Annotated in this window: 12 protein-coding genes and 1 pseudogene; 2 read left to right on the top strand and 11 right to left on the bottom strand. The window is 69.6% G+C overall.

Features of this window, described 5'->3' with window-relative positions; all coding sequences use genetic code 11:
• Positions 1-44: 44 nt before the first annotated feature.
• The 11 genes and pseudogenes from ACFWF2_RS04310 to uraD all read right to left on the bottom strand — a co-directional run bounded on the left by ACFWF2_RS04310 (position 45) and on the right by uraD (position 11,461).
• Complete coding sequence (locus ACFWF2_RS04310) at positions 45-914, bottom strand: NAD(P)H-binding protein (RefSeq protein WP_379304495.1); 870 nt, start codon at positions 912-914, stop codon at positions 45-47.
• A 196-nt stretch (positions 915-1,110) separates the two neighbouring features.
• Entirely contained in the window at positions 1,111-2,016 is a 906-nt protein-coding gene (gene puuE, locus ACFWF2_RS04305) for an allantoinase PuuE (RefSeq protein WP_379304493.1), read from the bottom strand.
• Complete coding sequence (gene alc, locus ACFWF2_RS04300) at positions 2,013-2,990, bottom strand: allantoicase (protein WP_379304491.1); 978 nt, start codon at positions 2,988-2,990, stop codon at positions 2,013-2,015. The genes puuE and alc overlap by 4 nt, the downstream gene beginning before the upstream one ends.
• Complete coding sequence (locus ACFWF2_RS04295) at positions 2,987-4,231, bottom strand: DUF6986 family protein (protein WP_379304489.1); 1,245 nt, start codon at positions 4,229-4,231, stop codon at positions 2,987-2,989. Before ACFWF2_RS04295 ends, alc begins: the two co-directional genes overlap by 4 nt.
• Positions 4,228-6,636, bottom strand: coding sequence for a xanthine dehydrogenase family protein molybdopterin-binding subunit (locus ACFWF2_RS04290; RefSeq protein ID WP_379304536.1), 2,409 nt, complete (start codon positions 6,634-6,636; stop codon positions 4,228-4,230). Before ACFWF2_RS04290 ends, ACFWF2_RS04295 begins: the two co-directional genes overlap by 4 nt.
• Before the next feature lie 360 nt (positions 6,637-6,996).
• Positions 6,997-7,392 (bottom strand): annotated as a pseudogene (locus ACFWF2_RS04285) ((2Fe-2S)-binding protein); the annotation flags it as partial.
• A gap of 16 nt (positions 7,393-7,408) precedes the next feature.
• The gene (locus ACFWF2_RS04280) at positions 7,409-8,254 is read right to left on the bottom strand and encodes an FAD binding domain-containing protein (protein ID WP_379304487.1); all 846 of its coding nucleotides are present in this window, start codon (positions 8,252-8,254) and stop codon (positions 7,409-7,411) included.
• A gap of 136 nt (positions 8,255-8,390) precedes the next feature.
• Positions 8,391-9,752 (bottom strand): 8-oxoguanine deaminase, encoded by a 1,362-nt coding sequence (locus ACFWF2_RS04275; protein ID WP_379304485.1) that lies wholly within the window; start codon positions 9,750-9,752, stop codon positions 8,391-8,393.
• Positions 9,740-10,645, bottom strand: coding sequence for a factor-independent urate hydroxylase (gene pucL / locus ACFWF2_RS04270; RefSeq protein WP_379304483.1), 906 nt, complete (start codon positions 10,643-10,645; stop codon positions 9,740-9,742). The genes ACFWF2_RS04275 and pucL overlap by 13 nt, the downstream gene beginning before the upstream one ends.
• Before the next feature lie 7 nt (positions 10,646-10,652).
• Positions 10,653-10,970 (bottom strand): hydroxyisourate hydrolase, encoded by a 318-nt coding sequence (gene uraH / locus ACFWF2_RS04265; RefSeq protein WP_379304481.1) that lies wholly within the window; start codon positions 10,968-10,970, stop codon positions 10,653-10,655.
• Positions 10,967-11,461 (bottom strand): 2-oxo-4-hydroxy-4-carboxy-5-ureidoimidazoline decarboxylase, encoded by a 495-nt coding sequence (gene uraD / locus ACFWF2_RS04260; protein WP_379304479.1) that lies wholly within the window; start codon positions 11,459-11,461, stop codon positions 10,967-10,969. The genes uraH and uraD overlap by 4 nt, the downstream gene beginning before the upstream one ends.
• 126 nt (positions 11,462-11,587) lie before the next feature.
• Between uraD and ACFWF2_RS04255 the strand changes: the two genes are divergently transcribed.
• Together ACFWF2_RS04255 and ACFWF2_RS04250 are read left to right on the top strand one after the other, a co-directional pair.
• A complete protein-coding gene (locus ACFWF2_RS04255) occupies positions 11,588-12,175 on the top strand; it encodes an NTP transferase domain-containing protein (protein ID WP_379304477.1) in 588 nt (195 codons plus the stop codon).
• A 14-nt stretch (positions 12,176-12,189) separates the two neighbouring features.
• Positions 12,190-13,206, top strand: a complete 1,017-nt coding sequence (locus ACFWF2_RS04250) for an XdhC family protein (RefSeq protein WP_379304475.1) — start codon at positions 12,190-12,192, stop codon at positions 13,204-13,206.
• Positions 13,207-13,208 lie beyond the last annotated feature (2 nt).

Genomic DNA, 13,208 nt, shown 5'->3' with positions numbered 1-13,208 from the left:
TGCCCGCACCGAATAGCTTTCGCAGACAGTCGATTCACCGCGGATCAGGCCGGCACCCCCGCGGCATCGAGTAGCGCATGTTCCACGGAGAAGGGTGCGCGGCCGATCAGATCCGCCAGATCGGAGGTGTCGTTGTCCAGGTGCCCGGCCCGGATACCGGACACGATCGAGAGCACGTGCCCGACCTGATAGGCGGGTAATCCCAGCTCGGCCAGTTCGGCCCGCACATCGGCCAGCGACACGTCCCGGCGCTCGATCTCCCGACCGGTGGCACCGGCGACCATAATGGCTATCTCGACAGCCCCGACCGGCTCGACCCCGCCCAGGTCGTAGCTGCGATTCCGGTGCCTGCTCGGAACCCCCCGTCGCGCGGCGCGTTCCACCTCATCGGCCACGACAACCGCCGCGGCGGCGAGGTCGGCCCGCGCGACCGGCCGCACTCTGCCTTCGCCCCAAGCGCTCGCCACGACCCCCTGCGTCGCGGCGCGCATCACTTCGAGGGCGAACAGCTCGGCGTACAGGCCGTTCCGCAGGATGGTGTACCCGAATTGCGCTGTACTCAACAGATGTTCGGTATAGCGATGCGCGGTGGCCAGGCTCAGGTGATCACCGCCGCCGAACAGGCTGGTGTAGATCACGTGTGCCACACCGCTGCGCCCGGCCGCCTCGATCGCGGCCCGATGCCGCGCCATGACGACATCGTCCTCACCGAACCCAGCCGAGACCAGCACCAGCGTCCGAACCCCGTCGAATCCTCCCACCAGACTCGACGGATCATCGAAATCGACGCGCCGCGCCGGAACCGTCAACGACTCGGGCGCACGCGACCCCGCCGTGACCTCCGCCCCCGTCGCGACCAGTCCGTCGAAGATCAGCCTTCCGAGCTGACCGCCCACCCCGGTAACCAAGATCAAAACTGCCTCCTCATCCAGCCGGCCGCCTAGGCCGTTCGAGCGCCCATCCCGCCGGGGAACCGGCTGTTCAGGACGCCTCGATCTTGGCCGCACCGCCGACCACCGCACCAGAAGGCACATTCGTGATCCCCACGCACACCGATGTATCCGACGACGTCCCCGCACCGCGAGCAACCGGCATGGTGACGCAGCTCACTCACGCCTTCGGCGGGTGCACCTCCCGCCAGTGCTCGGCGATGTCGATGCGCCGGGCAACCCATACCCCGTCGTGCGTCTGCACGTGATCGAGGAAGCGTTCCAGGGCCGCGGTACGGGCCGGACGACCCGCGAGGCGGCAGTGCAGACCGATCGACAGCATCTTCGGACTGCCCTCGGCCCCTTCGCGATACAGCACGTCGAAGGCGTCGCGCAGGTGGGCGAAGAACTGCTCGCCGCTGGGGAAGCCGGCCGGGGAGGCGAAGCGCATGTCGTTGGTGTCGAGGGTGTAGGGGACGACCAGGTGATCGTGGCCGTCGACCTCGGTCCAGTACGGGAGGTCGTCGGCGTAGGAGTCGGAGTCGTAGACGAAGCCGCCGTGCTCGACTACCAGCTCGCGGGTGTTCGGCGAGTCGCGGCCGGTGTACCAGCCGAGCGGGGCCGCGCCGGTCAGCTCGGTGAGGATGCGCACCGCTTCGGCCATGTCGGCGCGTTCGGTGTCGCGGTCGACGAGCTGATACGACGTCCACCGCAACCCATGGCAGGCGATCTCGTGGCCGAGCTCCCGAAAGGCCGCCACCGCTTCGGGATTGCGCTGCATGGCGCGCGCCACCGCGAAGACGGTGAGCGGGAGGTCACGCCGTTCGAAGGCACGCAGGACCCGCCACAGGCCTGCCCTCGAGCCGTATTCGTACACCGATTCCATGCTCATGTGCCGGTTCGGGAAGGCCTCGGCCGGAGTCATCTCGGACAGGAACGTCTCCGAGTGCGGCGAACCGTCGAGGACGTTGTTCTCCCCGCCCTCTTCGTAATTCAGCACGAACTGCACCGCGATGCGCGCGTCGCCGGGCCACCGCGGGTCCGGCGGTGTCGGCCCGTAGCCGACGAAGTCGCGGACCTCGCTCATCCGCCCAGCTCGCCGTACAGACGGAGCCGGGCGAGCCCGCCGTCGGGGTAGATATCGAGCCGCACCTCCTCGACGGAGGCGGCCGCGGGTGTGAGGGCGAACCGGTGCCTGGTGTCGGGCAGCAGGTCCGTGCGCGGCAGCAGCTCGACTTCGGTTCCGTCGGTGGTGAATCCGGTGAGCGAGGCGGCGCCGGGACTGTTGCCGAGGAAGCAGGAGGTGTCGATCTCGGCGAGCCGGATCGCACCCGGGCCCGCCAATTTGATGCGCACCCAGTCGTTTCCGTCGTCGCGGCGGCGGGCCGTCTCCCAGCCGTCGCCCATGACGCGGGCGAGGCCGGGGTAGAGCAGCTGGTTGGGCGAGCTGTAGAAGCGATTCGAGCAGTCGAGTACCAGCGCGCCGTTGTCCAGCGCGGCCAGGTCGAGCGGGCCGAGACCGAGCAGCGCCGGGTCGGGCCTGCCCTCGCCGTGCACCCGCAGGCGGGCGACGCCACCGTCGGGATGCATGGTGAGTTTCACGTGGGTCCAGCGGTTTTCGTCGTCGACGGTGAACGGGTTGCGGCTGTCACCGCCCACCTTCACCCGGTCGAGCAGGGCCACCCAGTCGGTGCGCGCGGCGATCTCGTCGGCGGCCGGATAGCCGTCGACCGCCAGTGCCGACAGCGACACCTCCGGCGGATAGTTTCCCTTGAACCAGGCGGTATCCACCACGACACCGCGGATCACCCCGGGTACACCGAGCCGCACAATCGCGCTGTCGTCACCGGGTTTGCCGCGGTGCCTGCGTGTTTCCCACCCGTCGTAGACCTGGCCTTTGTGCCCGAACGTCGACGGCTGGTATTCGGCCGGACCCGGGTTGACCAGGTTCTCCTTCTCCGCGAAGAACTCGTCGTTCGCCCAGATCACCGATCCGCCGAGCGGCCGCACCGCCAGATCGGGTAGGAGCGTGAAGTCTTCGCTGCCCTGGTGTTCGCTCACCGTGCCTCCTGTTTCTGATCCTGCGGTGGTGTGCGGCGAGCGGCCAACGCCTCGAGCGACGGCACCGTGAGTTCCGGTGCGCGGGCGCGCAATTGCTCCTCGGTGATCGCGCCGCAGCGCAGCCCACGCAGGACTGTCGTCGACAACGCCTCCGCCGTCGCCGGTTCGTCGACGACACCACCGGAACGCCGGTCCAGGTAGGCCTGCAGGCGCGGAAGGGCGACGTCGGTGGCGGTGCGGAAGAAATCGTAGGTCGCCAGCCAGCGGGTGACGAGGTGACCGGGGTGCATGTCCCAGCCCTGGTAGTAGCCGCGGCGCAGCGCCCGCTCGACCAGGCGGTGGTGATTGCGGAACGCGCCTTCGGGGTCGTCGCCGGGGACGATCTGGGTGGACCCGTCGCAGATCCACACCCCGGTCTGCGCCGCGGCCACCTGCATCACCGCTTTGGCGTAGTCGGCCGCCGGGTGGTCGAGCGCCTGATCGGTGGCGGCGATGCCGCAGGCCGCGGTGTAGTCGTAGGTGCCGAAATGCAGCGCGCTGCAGCGTCCGTCGGCGAGAGCGATCATGCGGGCGATCGGCGCGCTGCCGTCGGGGGCGATGATCGCCTGCGGGCTCTCGATCTGCAGTTCGAAGCGCAGGGTCCGATCGGGCAGACCATTGCCACGCTCGATGCCGGAGCACAGGTCGACGATCGCCGAGACCTGATCGGCCGCTCTGATTTTCGGAACCGTGAACACGAAGCCCGGCAACACTCCGCCTGCTCCGTCGAGCACGAGCTCGAGCGTGCGGAGTGCGCGTCCGCGCTCGTTCGCGGCCAGCCCCTTGGTGCGGATGCCGAATGAGTCAGGGGCTCCTGGCTTTCCGGCCCAACCCGCCAGCGTCTTGCCCGCGGCGGTCGCCGCCGCGTCCTCCTCGTCGTCGGCGCGGAAGCCGTAGCCGTCCTCGAAGTCGATCCGCAGGTCCTGCACCGGCTGCTCGGTGAGCCTGCGCCGGACGGCGGGCAGTGCGTTGGTGACATCGAGGCCGACGAGGAAGTTGGCGTGCCGGTGCAGCAGGTCGAGCGCGGCGGCGCCCCAGTCGGCCGGTGTGTCGGCGGTGGCGCGGTCGGCGCCCACATAAGCGGTGTGTACCGGCTGGACCCGGTCACCCGCTCCCGGGTAGCGCGTCCGCAGCTCGGCGTCGACGGCGTCGAGCCTGGCCTCGATGCGGGCGCGGATGTGCTCGGGGAGATGGGCGTTCACCCGGCGGCTCCTTCCTTGATGGTCCGCCACACCCGGTCGGCGGTCATCGGTAGTCGGTCCGGTCGGGCGCCGACGGCGTCGCGGATCGCGTTCGCCAGGGCCGGTGCCACCGGGTTGTAGGGGGACTCACTCATCGATTTGGCACCCAGCGGGCCGAGCTCGTCACTGGTTTCGGCGAAATAGACCTCGGTGCGGGGCAGGTCCGCGAACTGCGGAATGTGATAGTGGCGCAGCGTCCTGGTGGTCACCACGCCGTGGTCGGTGCGCATGTCCTCGTAGAGCGCGGTGCCCAGCGCCTGGGCGACCCCGCCCTCCACCTGCCCGCGCAGCTGCACCGGGTTCAGCACCGTGCCCGCGTCCGCCACCTGGACCGATTGCAGAATCCGCACCTCACCGGTGCTCGGCCGGACCGCGACCCGGAAGGCGTGCACATTGAAACTTACCGAGCGTGGCGTCCCCGCGTGCGTGCCGTGCGCGAGGAGGTCACCGTCGGCGAGCAGCTGGGTAGCGGTGATCAGCTCCCCGCCGCAGCGCACGCCACCCGCTTCGAGCAGGCATTCGCGTTCGGGGTGCCCGCTGATCTCGGCGGCCCTGGCCAGCAGCATCGCGTGCAGTTCCAGCGCCGCCGCGTAGGAGGCCTTGCCCGCGACCACGATGCCGGTGGAACCGAAGGCGCCGGTGTCGTGACCGACGACGTCGGTGTCGGACTGGCGGATCCTGATCCGGTCGGCGGTGGTGGCGAGTGCGGTCGCGGTCAGCTGGGCGTGCACGGTGGTGGTGCCGTTGCCGAATTCGGCTGTGCCGACCCCGATCTCGTAGGAACCGTCGGCGAGCAGGCGCGCGGTGGCGTCGGCGCGGTGGCCGCGTGGTGGCACGGTGGCGATCATCGCGACGGCCATGCCCTCGCCGACCAGCCAGTCCGGGCTCGGCGCGGTGACGCCGTTGCCGCGGCGCAGCGCCCGCTGGGCGGTGTCGAGGCACTGGTCGAGGCCGTAGCTGCCGAAGGTCAGGTCGCCCTCGTCGACTTCGGCGCCGGTGAACCGGTCGCCGGGGACCACCACATTGCGGCGGCGGAATTCGAACGGATCGACCCCGAGTTCGCGGGCCAGCTCATCGATCGCGCACTCGACGGCGAAGATCACCTGCCCCAGCCCGTAGCCGCGGAACGCGCCGGAGGGAACGTTGTTGGTGTACACCGCTTGTGCGTCGACCCGCTTGTTCGGGCAGCGGTACACCGCCACCGATTCGCCGACGGAATGGAACAGCACGCCCGCGCTGTGATTGCCGTAGGCGCCCGCGTCGGCGAGGACGTCGACCGCGAGCGCGGTCAGGATGCCCGCCGCGTCGGCGGCCGCGGTCACCGCGACCCGCATCGGGTGACGGCAGGGAGCCGAGGTGAATTCGTCGGTGCGAGTGAACTCGTACTGCACCGGATGCCCGGTCCGCAGCACCGCCAGCGCGATCAGATCCTCGACCAGCATCTCCTGCTTCGCCCCGAACCCGCCGCCGACCCTGGCCGTGAACACCCGCACGCGGTCCCGATCGAGCCCGAACACATGACAGAGTTCGTCGCGCACCAGGAACGGCACCTGTGAACTCGTCCGGACGACGAGCCTGCCCGCGTCGTCGAGCCAGCCGATGCCACCGTGGGTCTCCAGATGGACATGCTGCACCCGCGGCGAATGCCACACCCCACGAACTACTTTCGCCGCCTGCTCGATTCCGCCATCGAAGTCACCTACCCCACCGTGGATCTCGGCAACGAGATTGCGCCTGCTGTCCGCGATGCGCGCCGAGTCCGGCTTGTCCGCGTGCAGCTTCGGGGCGTCGTCGGCCACTGCGGCTTCGGGTTCGAACACCGCGGGCAGCAGGTCATATTCGACGCGCAGCGCGCGCACGCCTGCCCGCGCGGCATCCAGCGTCTCTCCCACCACCGCGGCCACGCGTTGTCCAGCGAAGCGCACCGTCCGATCAAGGACGAACGTGTCGTCCGGATCGTCCTCCCGCAGCTCGTGCCGCGCCGTCGAGAACGCCGTCGCGGGCGAGTCCGCATGGGTCAGCACCAGCCGCACCCCCGGAACTGACTGCGCCGCAGCGGTATCGATGGACACGATGCGCGCGTGGGGATGCGGACTGGCGAGCACAGCCAGATGCCAGGGCGCACTCGGCGGCATCTGCTCCCCCGATCCCGGCACCACGTCGAACGTGAACGCCTCCCCGCCACGCACGATCCGCACCCCAGCCGGAGCCCCCACCCCATCCCCGATCTGCCCGGCACCGTACTTCTGTCGCGTCGCCCCATCGATCCGCGCCTCGACAGCCCGCACCGCCGAATCCCCGACCGTCGGTCCTTCACCAGCCGAAACGGTGGTGCGCTCGCCGCCGAGCTCGTGAGCTCCCTTCACATACGAACCGACCGCAGGCCCTGCGGCGACGACCTCCTCGCCGTCGTCGGGAAAGCCGGCCGAGGTCGACGACTCTCGCCCGTCAGGACCCGAAGGTGTTGCGGAAGAACGCTCTTGCGCTCCGACGGCCGACGCGTCCCGAGCCGACCTGTCCGCCCCTGATGGAGCTCCCTCCGCCTCGACTTCCTCCGCACCGACGGTCGATCGTCCCGTCCGCAGATCACCCGCCGGTGTGGGCACAGGTGCCGGTGTAGGCGCGGGAGCTTGCCGGGAAGTTGTGCACTGTGATGCACAGGACTCCAAGGCGTCGGCGATGGCGCGGTAGCCCGTGCAGCGGCACAGGTTTCCCTTCAGCAGCTCGGCGCGCTCGGCATCTGTGACGGGGGATGCCGACACTGGTGAGTCGCCGTCGGCAGTCCGCCCGGCCGACAGGCCCGTCGCTGTGACAACCATTCCCGCAGTGCAGAACCCACATTGGAACCCGGCATGCTCGACGAAGCTGCGCTGCACCGGGTTCGGGCCGTCGCCGCCACTCAGCCCGGCAGCCGTCGTCACATTGCGACCCTCGGCGCGGTAGGCGGGGATCAAGCAGGAGTGGACCGGATCGCCGTCGAGTAGGACCGAGCAGGCCCCACAATCGCCCGCGTCACAGCCTTTCTTGACCGCGAGTTCGCCCTGTTCGCGGAGCAGGGTACGCAGGCATTGGCCGGCGCGCGCGGTCACCTCGACCGCGCGGCCGTCGATGTTCAGCCTCATGAACCACCACCTGAGTTCACGCCGACTCCCTGAGCTCGGCGGCCACCTCGGCGGCCAGCAGCCCGGTCACGTGCGCGCGCCAGTCCGGCGCGCCGTGCGGGTCGTCGAACCACAGCTCCGGCTCGATCTCGGCCAGCGCCGCCGCGACGTCGAAATCAGCTGGCACGGTGTCGAAGTCGAGGACGATCGGGCGCACCGTCGCCACGGTCACGGTGATCGCGCACCGGCCGTCGGCGGTGCGCCTGCCCATCACCACCGCACCGGAACGGCCGAGCGGAGCCAGCGCGATCTTGCGAAAACTGGTGCGCGCCGACAAGCTCGATGCGGGAACCAGGAAGGACCGCACCACCGCACCGGTCGCAAGAACATTCTCACCAACGCCGGTGACGAAGTCGCGCAACGGAATCAGCCGCTCACCACCACCACGCGGCCAGATGACCACCGTCGCGTCCAGCGCGACCAGCGCACCGAGGACGGCGCCCGCGGGCAGCGAAAGGCAGACGTTCCCGCCGACCGTCGCCGTGCGCCAGATCTTGTGCGAGGCCAGCAGCGCCCGGCAGCCCTGCGCGAACAATGCGGTGCCGGGCCACTGCGGCCGCAGGACCGCCGACCCGAGTTCCCGGCCAGGCCTGGCGCCGGCCAGTTGCGCGAGCGTGCAGGTCGCGGCGATCTCGAGGCCGTCGCCGCGCTCCAGCAGGGGCGTCCAGCCGAGCGTGGTGATGTCGATCAGCCGGTCGAGGTGGTCGTGCGGTTCGGAGAACAGGAAGGTGCCGCCCGCCAGGACCGCGCTACCCGGGCCGACCTGTGCCAGGTCGGCCCGGTCGCGGGCGAGAACCACCTCCCGAACAGTGTCCAGATCCACGTTCACCTCGCTTGCCTCACCAGCCACAGTAGGGGCCTGGAGTTGCCACGATGTTGCGCGACACCCGCGCCGGATTGCGGGGCGGTTAACCCGGTGTTCGCCATCCAGTGTGCGCCGACCAGAACGAAACCGCAGTTCAGAACGCCAGCAGCGTGGCCTGTGCCTGGGCGGCATCGGCACCGACCGCGGCCTCGTCCACCGTCGTGACAACACCGTCACGCACGACTTCACGCCCGTTCACCAGCAGCGCGGCCAAGGGTGGCGCTGACCCGAGCACCAGAGCGACGACCGGATCGTCGATACCCGCGTGCGCGGGCGTATCCAGCCGCCACAGCGCCAGATCGGCCAGCTTGCCCGGCTCGATCGACCCGATCTCGGCGTCCCGCCCGAGCACCCGCGCCCCACCCATGGTCGCCAGTTCCAGCGCGGCACGCACGGTCATCGCCCGCGGCCCGCCGACCGCCCGCGCGTACAGCAGCGCGTTGCGCGGTTCCTCGATCATCGAGCTCGACTCGTTGCTGGCCGCGCCGTCGACACCGAGGCCGACCGGTACCCCGGCCGCCACCAGATCCGCGGTGCGCGCGATCCCCGCCCCGAGCCTGCCGTTGGACGTGGGACAGTGCGCGACGCCGGTCCCCGTCCGCGCCATCGCGGCGATCGCCGGATCGTCGAGGTGCACGGCATGGGCGAACCAGACGTCGGAACCCAGCCAGCCCAGCTGTTCCATGTACTGCGCTGGCGTGCACCCGAAGTTCTCCAGGCAGAAGTCCAGCTCGTCGTCGGTCTCGGCCAGATGGGTATGCAGGCGGACCCCGGCCGACCTGGCCAGCGCCGCGGACTCCCGCATGAGATCACCGGTCACCGAGAACGGCGAGCACGGCGCGAGCGCGATCCGCACCATCGCGTCGAAGGACGGGTCGTGCCACTGCTCGATCGCCGCGGCGCTCGCGGCGAGAATGTCGTCGATCGACTCCACCACCGCGTCGGGTGGCAGCCCACCGTTGCCCTCTCCCAGATCCATCGACCCCCGCGCCGGGTGGAACCGCAGCCCGACCGCCGCCGCCGCGCCGATCTCGGCCGCGAGCAGATCGCCGCCACCACGCGGGAAGACATAGTGATGGTCCGACGACGTGGTGCAGCCGCTGCGCGCCAGCGCGACCAGCGCACCGGTCGCCGCCACCCGCACCGACTTCTCATCGATCCGCGCCCATACCGGGTACAGCGTGGTCAGCCACTCGAACAGGGTGTTGTCGGCGGCCAGGCCGCGGGTGATCCACTGGTACAGGTGGTGATGGGTGTTCACCAGACCGGGCGTGAGCACGCAGCCGCGGCCGTCGATCCGCGTCACCTCGGGCCCGAACGCGGGCGGCTTGCCCGCGCCGACAGCATCGATCCGATTGCCCCGCACCGTGACCCAGCCGTCGCGGTATTCGGTACCCGCCGCGTCGACGGTCACCACCGCGCACCCGTCGATCACCAGATCGGTCACGGCAGCCATGCGAGCCCCGCTTCGGGAGCGTCCGCGCGCTGCAATGTCGCGTGGATCGAGCCGTACGGACGATCCGCCGCCCAGCAGACCTCCCCCTTGTTCTCGATCCCGAACTGCGCCAGGTCGTACTCGAAGTGGTGTTTGTTCGGCGCCGACAGCCGGATCTCGGCGAGTACCGGGAACCGTTCCAGCACCGCGTTTCCCATCGCGTACAGCGTCTGCTGCAATGCCTTGGAGTAGGTCGTCGCGAACAGTTCGAGCAGCGTGGCCCTGATGCCCTCGTACACCTCGTCCCAGTCGAATCCGCCGATCTCGGCGAAGCGCCACCGCACGATCAGCGAGGTGGCGAGCACACGATCGTGTGTGGGTGCCAGCGTCGTGTACTCGTCGGTGAGGAAGTCGGCGAACTCCGATCCGGTGGACTTGAGCAGCACCAGGTCCTTGATCCCGCCGACCACCCACGTCTGCCGCGCGTCGCCCTTACCCGCCACGGTCACCGCGGCGGTGCGCACCTCAGGGCCCTGCCGCACCCAGGTGTGGTCGTGCTCGCGTCCGTCCACCGAGACCCGCTGCCACCCATAGGAATCCACGTCGATCCGCGCGCTCGACACCGGCTCGACCGTGTCGACGAAATGCTTCGCCAGCGCGATCGCATAATCCTCGACGGTGTCCAGGCCGGGCTTCTTCGCGTACACGAAGGCGGTGTGTTTCTGGGTATCGGTGGGCAGGACATGACGCTGGTCGCCCTCGATGTAGGCCGCCGCGAAATCGCCACGCAGGGTGGTCGAGACATTCACATCGCGGATCTCGTGGCGCGCATTCTCCTTGTAGAACCGCACAACCCGGTTCTCGGACTTTCCATAACTGTTGTCGGTCAACACGATCGGGCCACTCAGTGCCATCTGCTGCTCAGCTCCCTCGGTAGGTGGAATAGGCGAACGGCGACAACAGCAGCGGCACATGCAGATGCGGCTGCTCACCCACCGTGAACGCGACACAAACCTCCGGATAGAAGGTCTCGGTACCCTGCGCCGCAAAATAGCTGCCGGTGTCGAAGAACAACCGGTAGTCGCCCGGATTCAGCCCGGCCGCGAGTTCTTTCACCCGGCCGTCGGCATCGGTCAGCGCCTCGGTCAGGCGCTGGTCGCCGCGCATCAGCCAGACCGCGACGCCTTCGGCGGGCACCCCGCGCACGGTGTCGAGTACGTGCGTGCTCAGGCCGGTCACGCGTCTGCCACCGTTCGCGCGAGACGCAGCCGGGTGATCTTCGCCAATTCGCTACGCATGACCTGCCTTTCGGTCGACGGATCGTTGTCCAGCCGCGCCCGCAGGACGGCGAGCAGTTCCTCGCCGCTGCGCCCTGCCGCGCAGACCAGGTAGATATGGCCGAACTTCGCCTCGTAGTCGCGGTTGCCCGCGATGAGCTCCGCCTTGACCACGTCACCGGACACCCCGGACTGTTCGCGGGCCGATGCCGCCGAGGTCGGGCGTTCGCCGATCCGCGGGTGACCGGCGAGCGCCTCGTCGATCTCGGCGTCGTCGAGCGCGGCCAGCGCGGCGTCGGCGGCGTCGAACAGCGACTCCGCGGTGGCATAGGGACGGGCGGCGGCGACCGCCCGCGCCCAGCGTGGCGCGGAGCAACAGGAAAGCAATGCCGCCTCGGCGGCCGGGGCGGGTAATGCGTTGAATCCCGCGAGGCCGATCGCTTCGCTCGTCATCGATCCAGCATCGCCCGATCTCCCGGCAGTCGCCACCGTTGTGCACTCGGTCACGTCGGCGTGTCGTCGTCCTTGTGCTCCCCTGCTGTCATCGACCGGCAACATTGCCCTATTAATTTCACCGCCATGCCCCCTATCGACCCGGCGGCGTGCACCGGCATCGTCCTCGCGGCGGGCGCGGGCACCCGCTATGGCAAACCCAAGGCACTCGCCGAGAACGGTGCCTGGCTGCGTTCGGCGATCACCGCCCTGCGCGAGGGCGGCTGCGAGCCGGTGGTCGTTCTGCTCGGCGCCACCGGACCCGATCCAGCCGGGCTCGGACTGCCACCGGACACCGCGTGGCGATGGGTCGACGACTGGGCCATCGGGCTCTCCGCGACGGTGCGCGCCGGCCTGCGCGCGGCCGCCGAGGCGGGCACGCGCTATGTGGCCTTCCTGCCCGTCGACATTCCCGATATCGGGGCCGATGTCGTCGCGCGGGTGCTCGCCGCGGCCCGCGCGAGCGAGAGCGGGCTCGCCCGTGGTGTGTTCTCCGACACACCTGGGCACCCCGTTGTGATCGAGAACAAGCACTGGGACGCCATTTCGGCAGGGTCCGCAGGCGATATCGGCGCCGGTTCCTATTTGGGCGGTAGACAGGATATGGTGTGCGTCACGTGCGACGACTTGGCGACAGGGGCCGATCGCGATTTCCCGGAAGTCGGCGCACGATGATCGGAGTTTGAGATATGCGCGATATCGTCGATGACCTTCTGCGAGTGTGGCATTCGGGCCGTACCGGTGGCCTCGCCACCGTGGTCCGTACCATCGGCACCAACGCGCTGCCTATCGGGTCGGGAATGCTCGTCACACCCAATGGCGGAGTCTTCGGATCCATCGCGTCCGGGCGGTTGGAAGAGACCGTCTACGCCGCGGCACTGGAAGCCGCGCAGACCGGGGTGCGGCAACTACGTCGCTACAGTTTGATCACCGGAATGGAATCGGTCTCCGACGACGGCCAGCTGGTCGACATCTTCGTCGAGCCATTCTCCTGCCGCGACTTTCCCGAATTCCCCGCCATCGCCGCCGACATCCAGGCCCATCGCCGGGTCACCGTCTTCACCGTGGTGTGGAATCAGGACCCCGATGTCATCGGCCAGCACCTGGTCACCGATCGCAAGCACGCCACCGAGCTCGTCGCCCTGCCCGAGTCGGACCTGTTCGTCGCGTCCTACTGCCCGCCGCCGCGCCTGATCATCTTCGGCGCCAACGCCTACGCGGCCACCCTGGCGGCCCAGGCGCGGATGATCGGCTACCGGGTCAGCATCTGCGATTCGCGGCCCGAGTTCGCCGACCCGGCCTCGTTCCCCGGCGCGGAGGTCGTCGTGGACTGGCCGCACCGCTACCTGAACACCCTCTCGGCCGCGGGCGAAATCGACAGCAGCACGGGCATTGTCGTGCTGGCCAACGAACCGCGCTTCGAGATCCCGCTGCTCACCGTCGCCCTTCGCCTGCCCGAGCTGGGCTATCTTGCCGCCCTCGGCACCCCCGCCGACCAGGCCCGCCGCCTCGACGACCTGCGCGCGGGCGGCTTCGACGAGCCGACCCTGGCTCGACTACACGTGCCGGCCGGGCTCGAGTCCGGCCCGCGCACGCCCGCCGAGACCGCCGTCTTCGTCACCGCCGACTTCCTCGCCTCGCGCGCGGGCCTGCGCCTGGCCGCCCGCCGCGACTACGGGTCGGCGGCGGTCGGCCTGGCGATCTAGGG

Origin of the sequence: Nocardia sp. NPDC060259 (assembly GCF_042728775.1) — a bacterium.
Classification (GTDB): Bacteria; Actinomycetota; Actinomycetes; order Mycobacteriales; family Mycobacteriaceae; genus Nocardia.
Note: the sequence above shows the minus strand (reverse complement) of the source record. Positions and strands in the feature narration are given on the sequence as shown.

Coding starts and splice junctions, on each gene's coding strand:
- puuE (WP_379304493.1), bottom strand. CDS start 2,016: ATGAGCGAGGTCCGCGACTTCGTCGGCTACGGGCCGACACCGCCGGAC.
- ACFWF2_RS04275 (WP_379304485.1), bottom strand. CDS start 9,752: ATGGCTGCCGTGACCGATCTGGTGATCGACGGGTGCGCGGTGGTGACC.
- pucL (WP_379304483.1), bottom strand. CDS start 10,645: ATGGCACTGAGTGGCCCGATCGTGTTGACCGACAACAGTTATGGAAAG.
- uraD (WP_379304479.1), bottom strand. CDS start 11,461: ATGACGAGCGAAGCGATCGGCCTCGCGGGATTCAACGCATTACCCGCC.
- ACFWF2_RS04255 (WP_379304477.1), top strand. CDS start 11,588: ATGCCCCCTATCGACCCGGCGGCGTGCACCGGCATCGTCCTCGCGGCG.
- ACFWF2_RS04250 (WP_379304475.1), top strand. CDS start 12,190: ATGCGCGATATCGTCGATGACCTTCTGCGAGTGTGGCATTCGGGCCGT.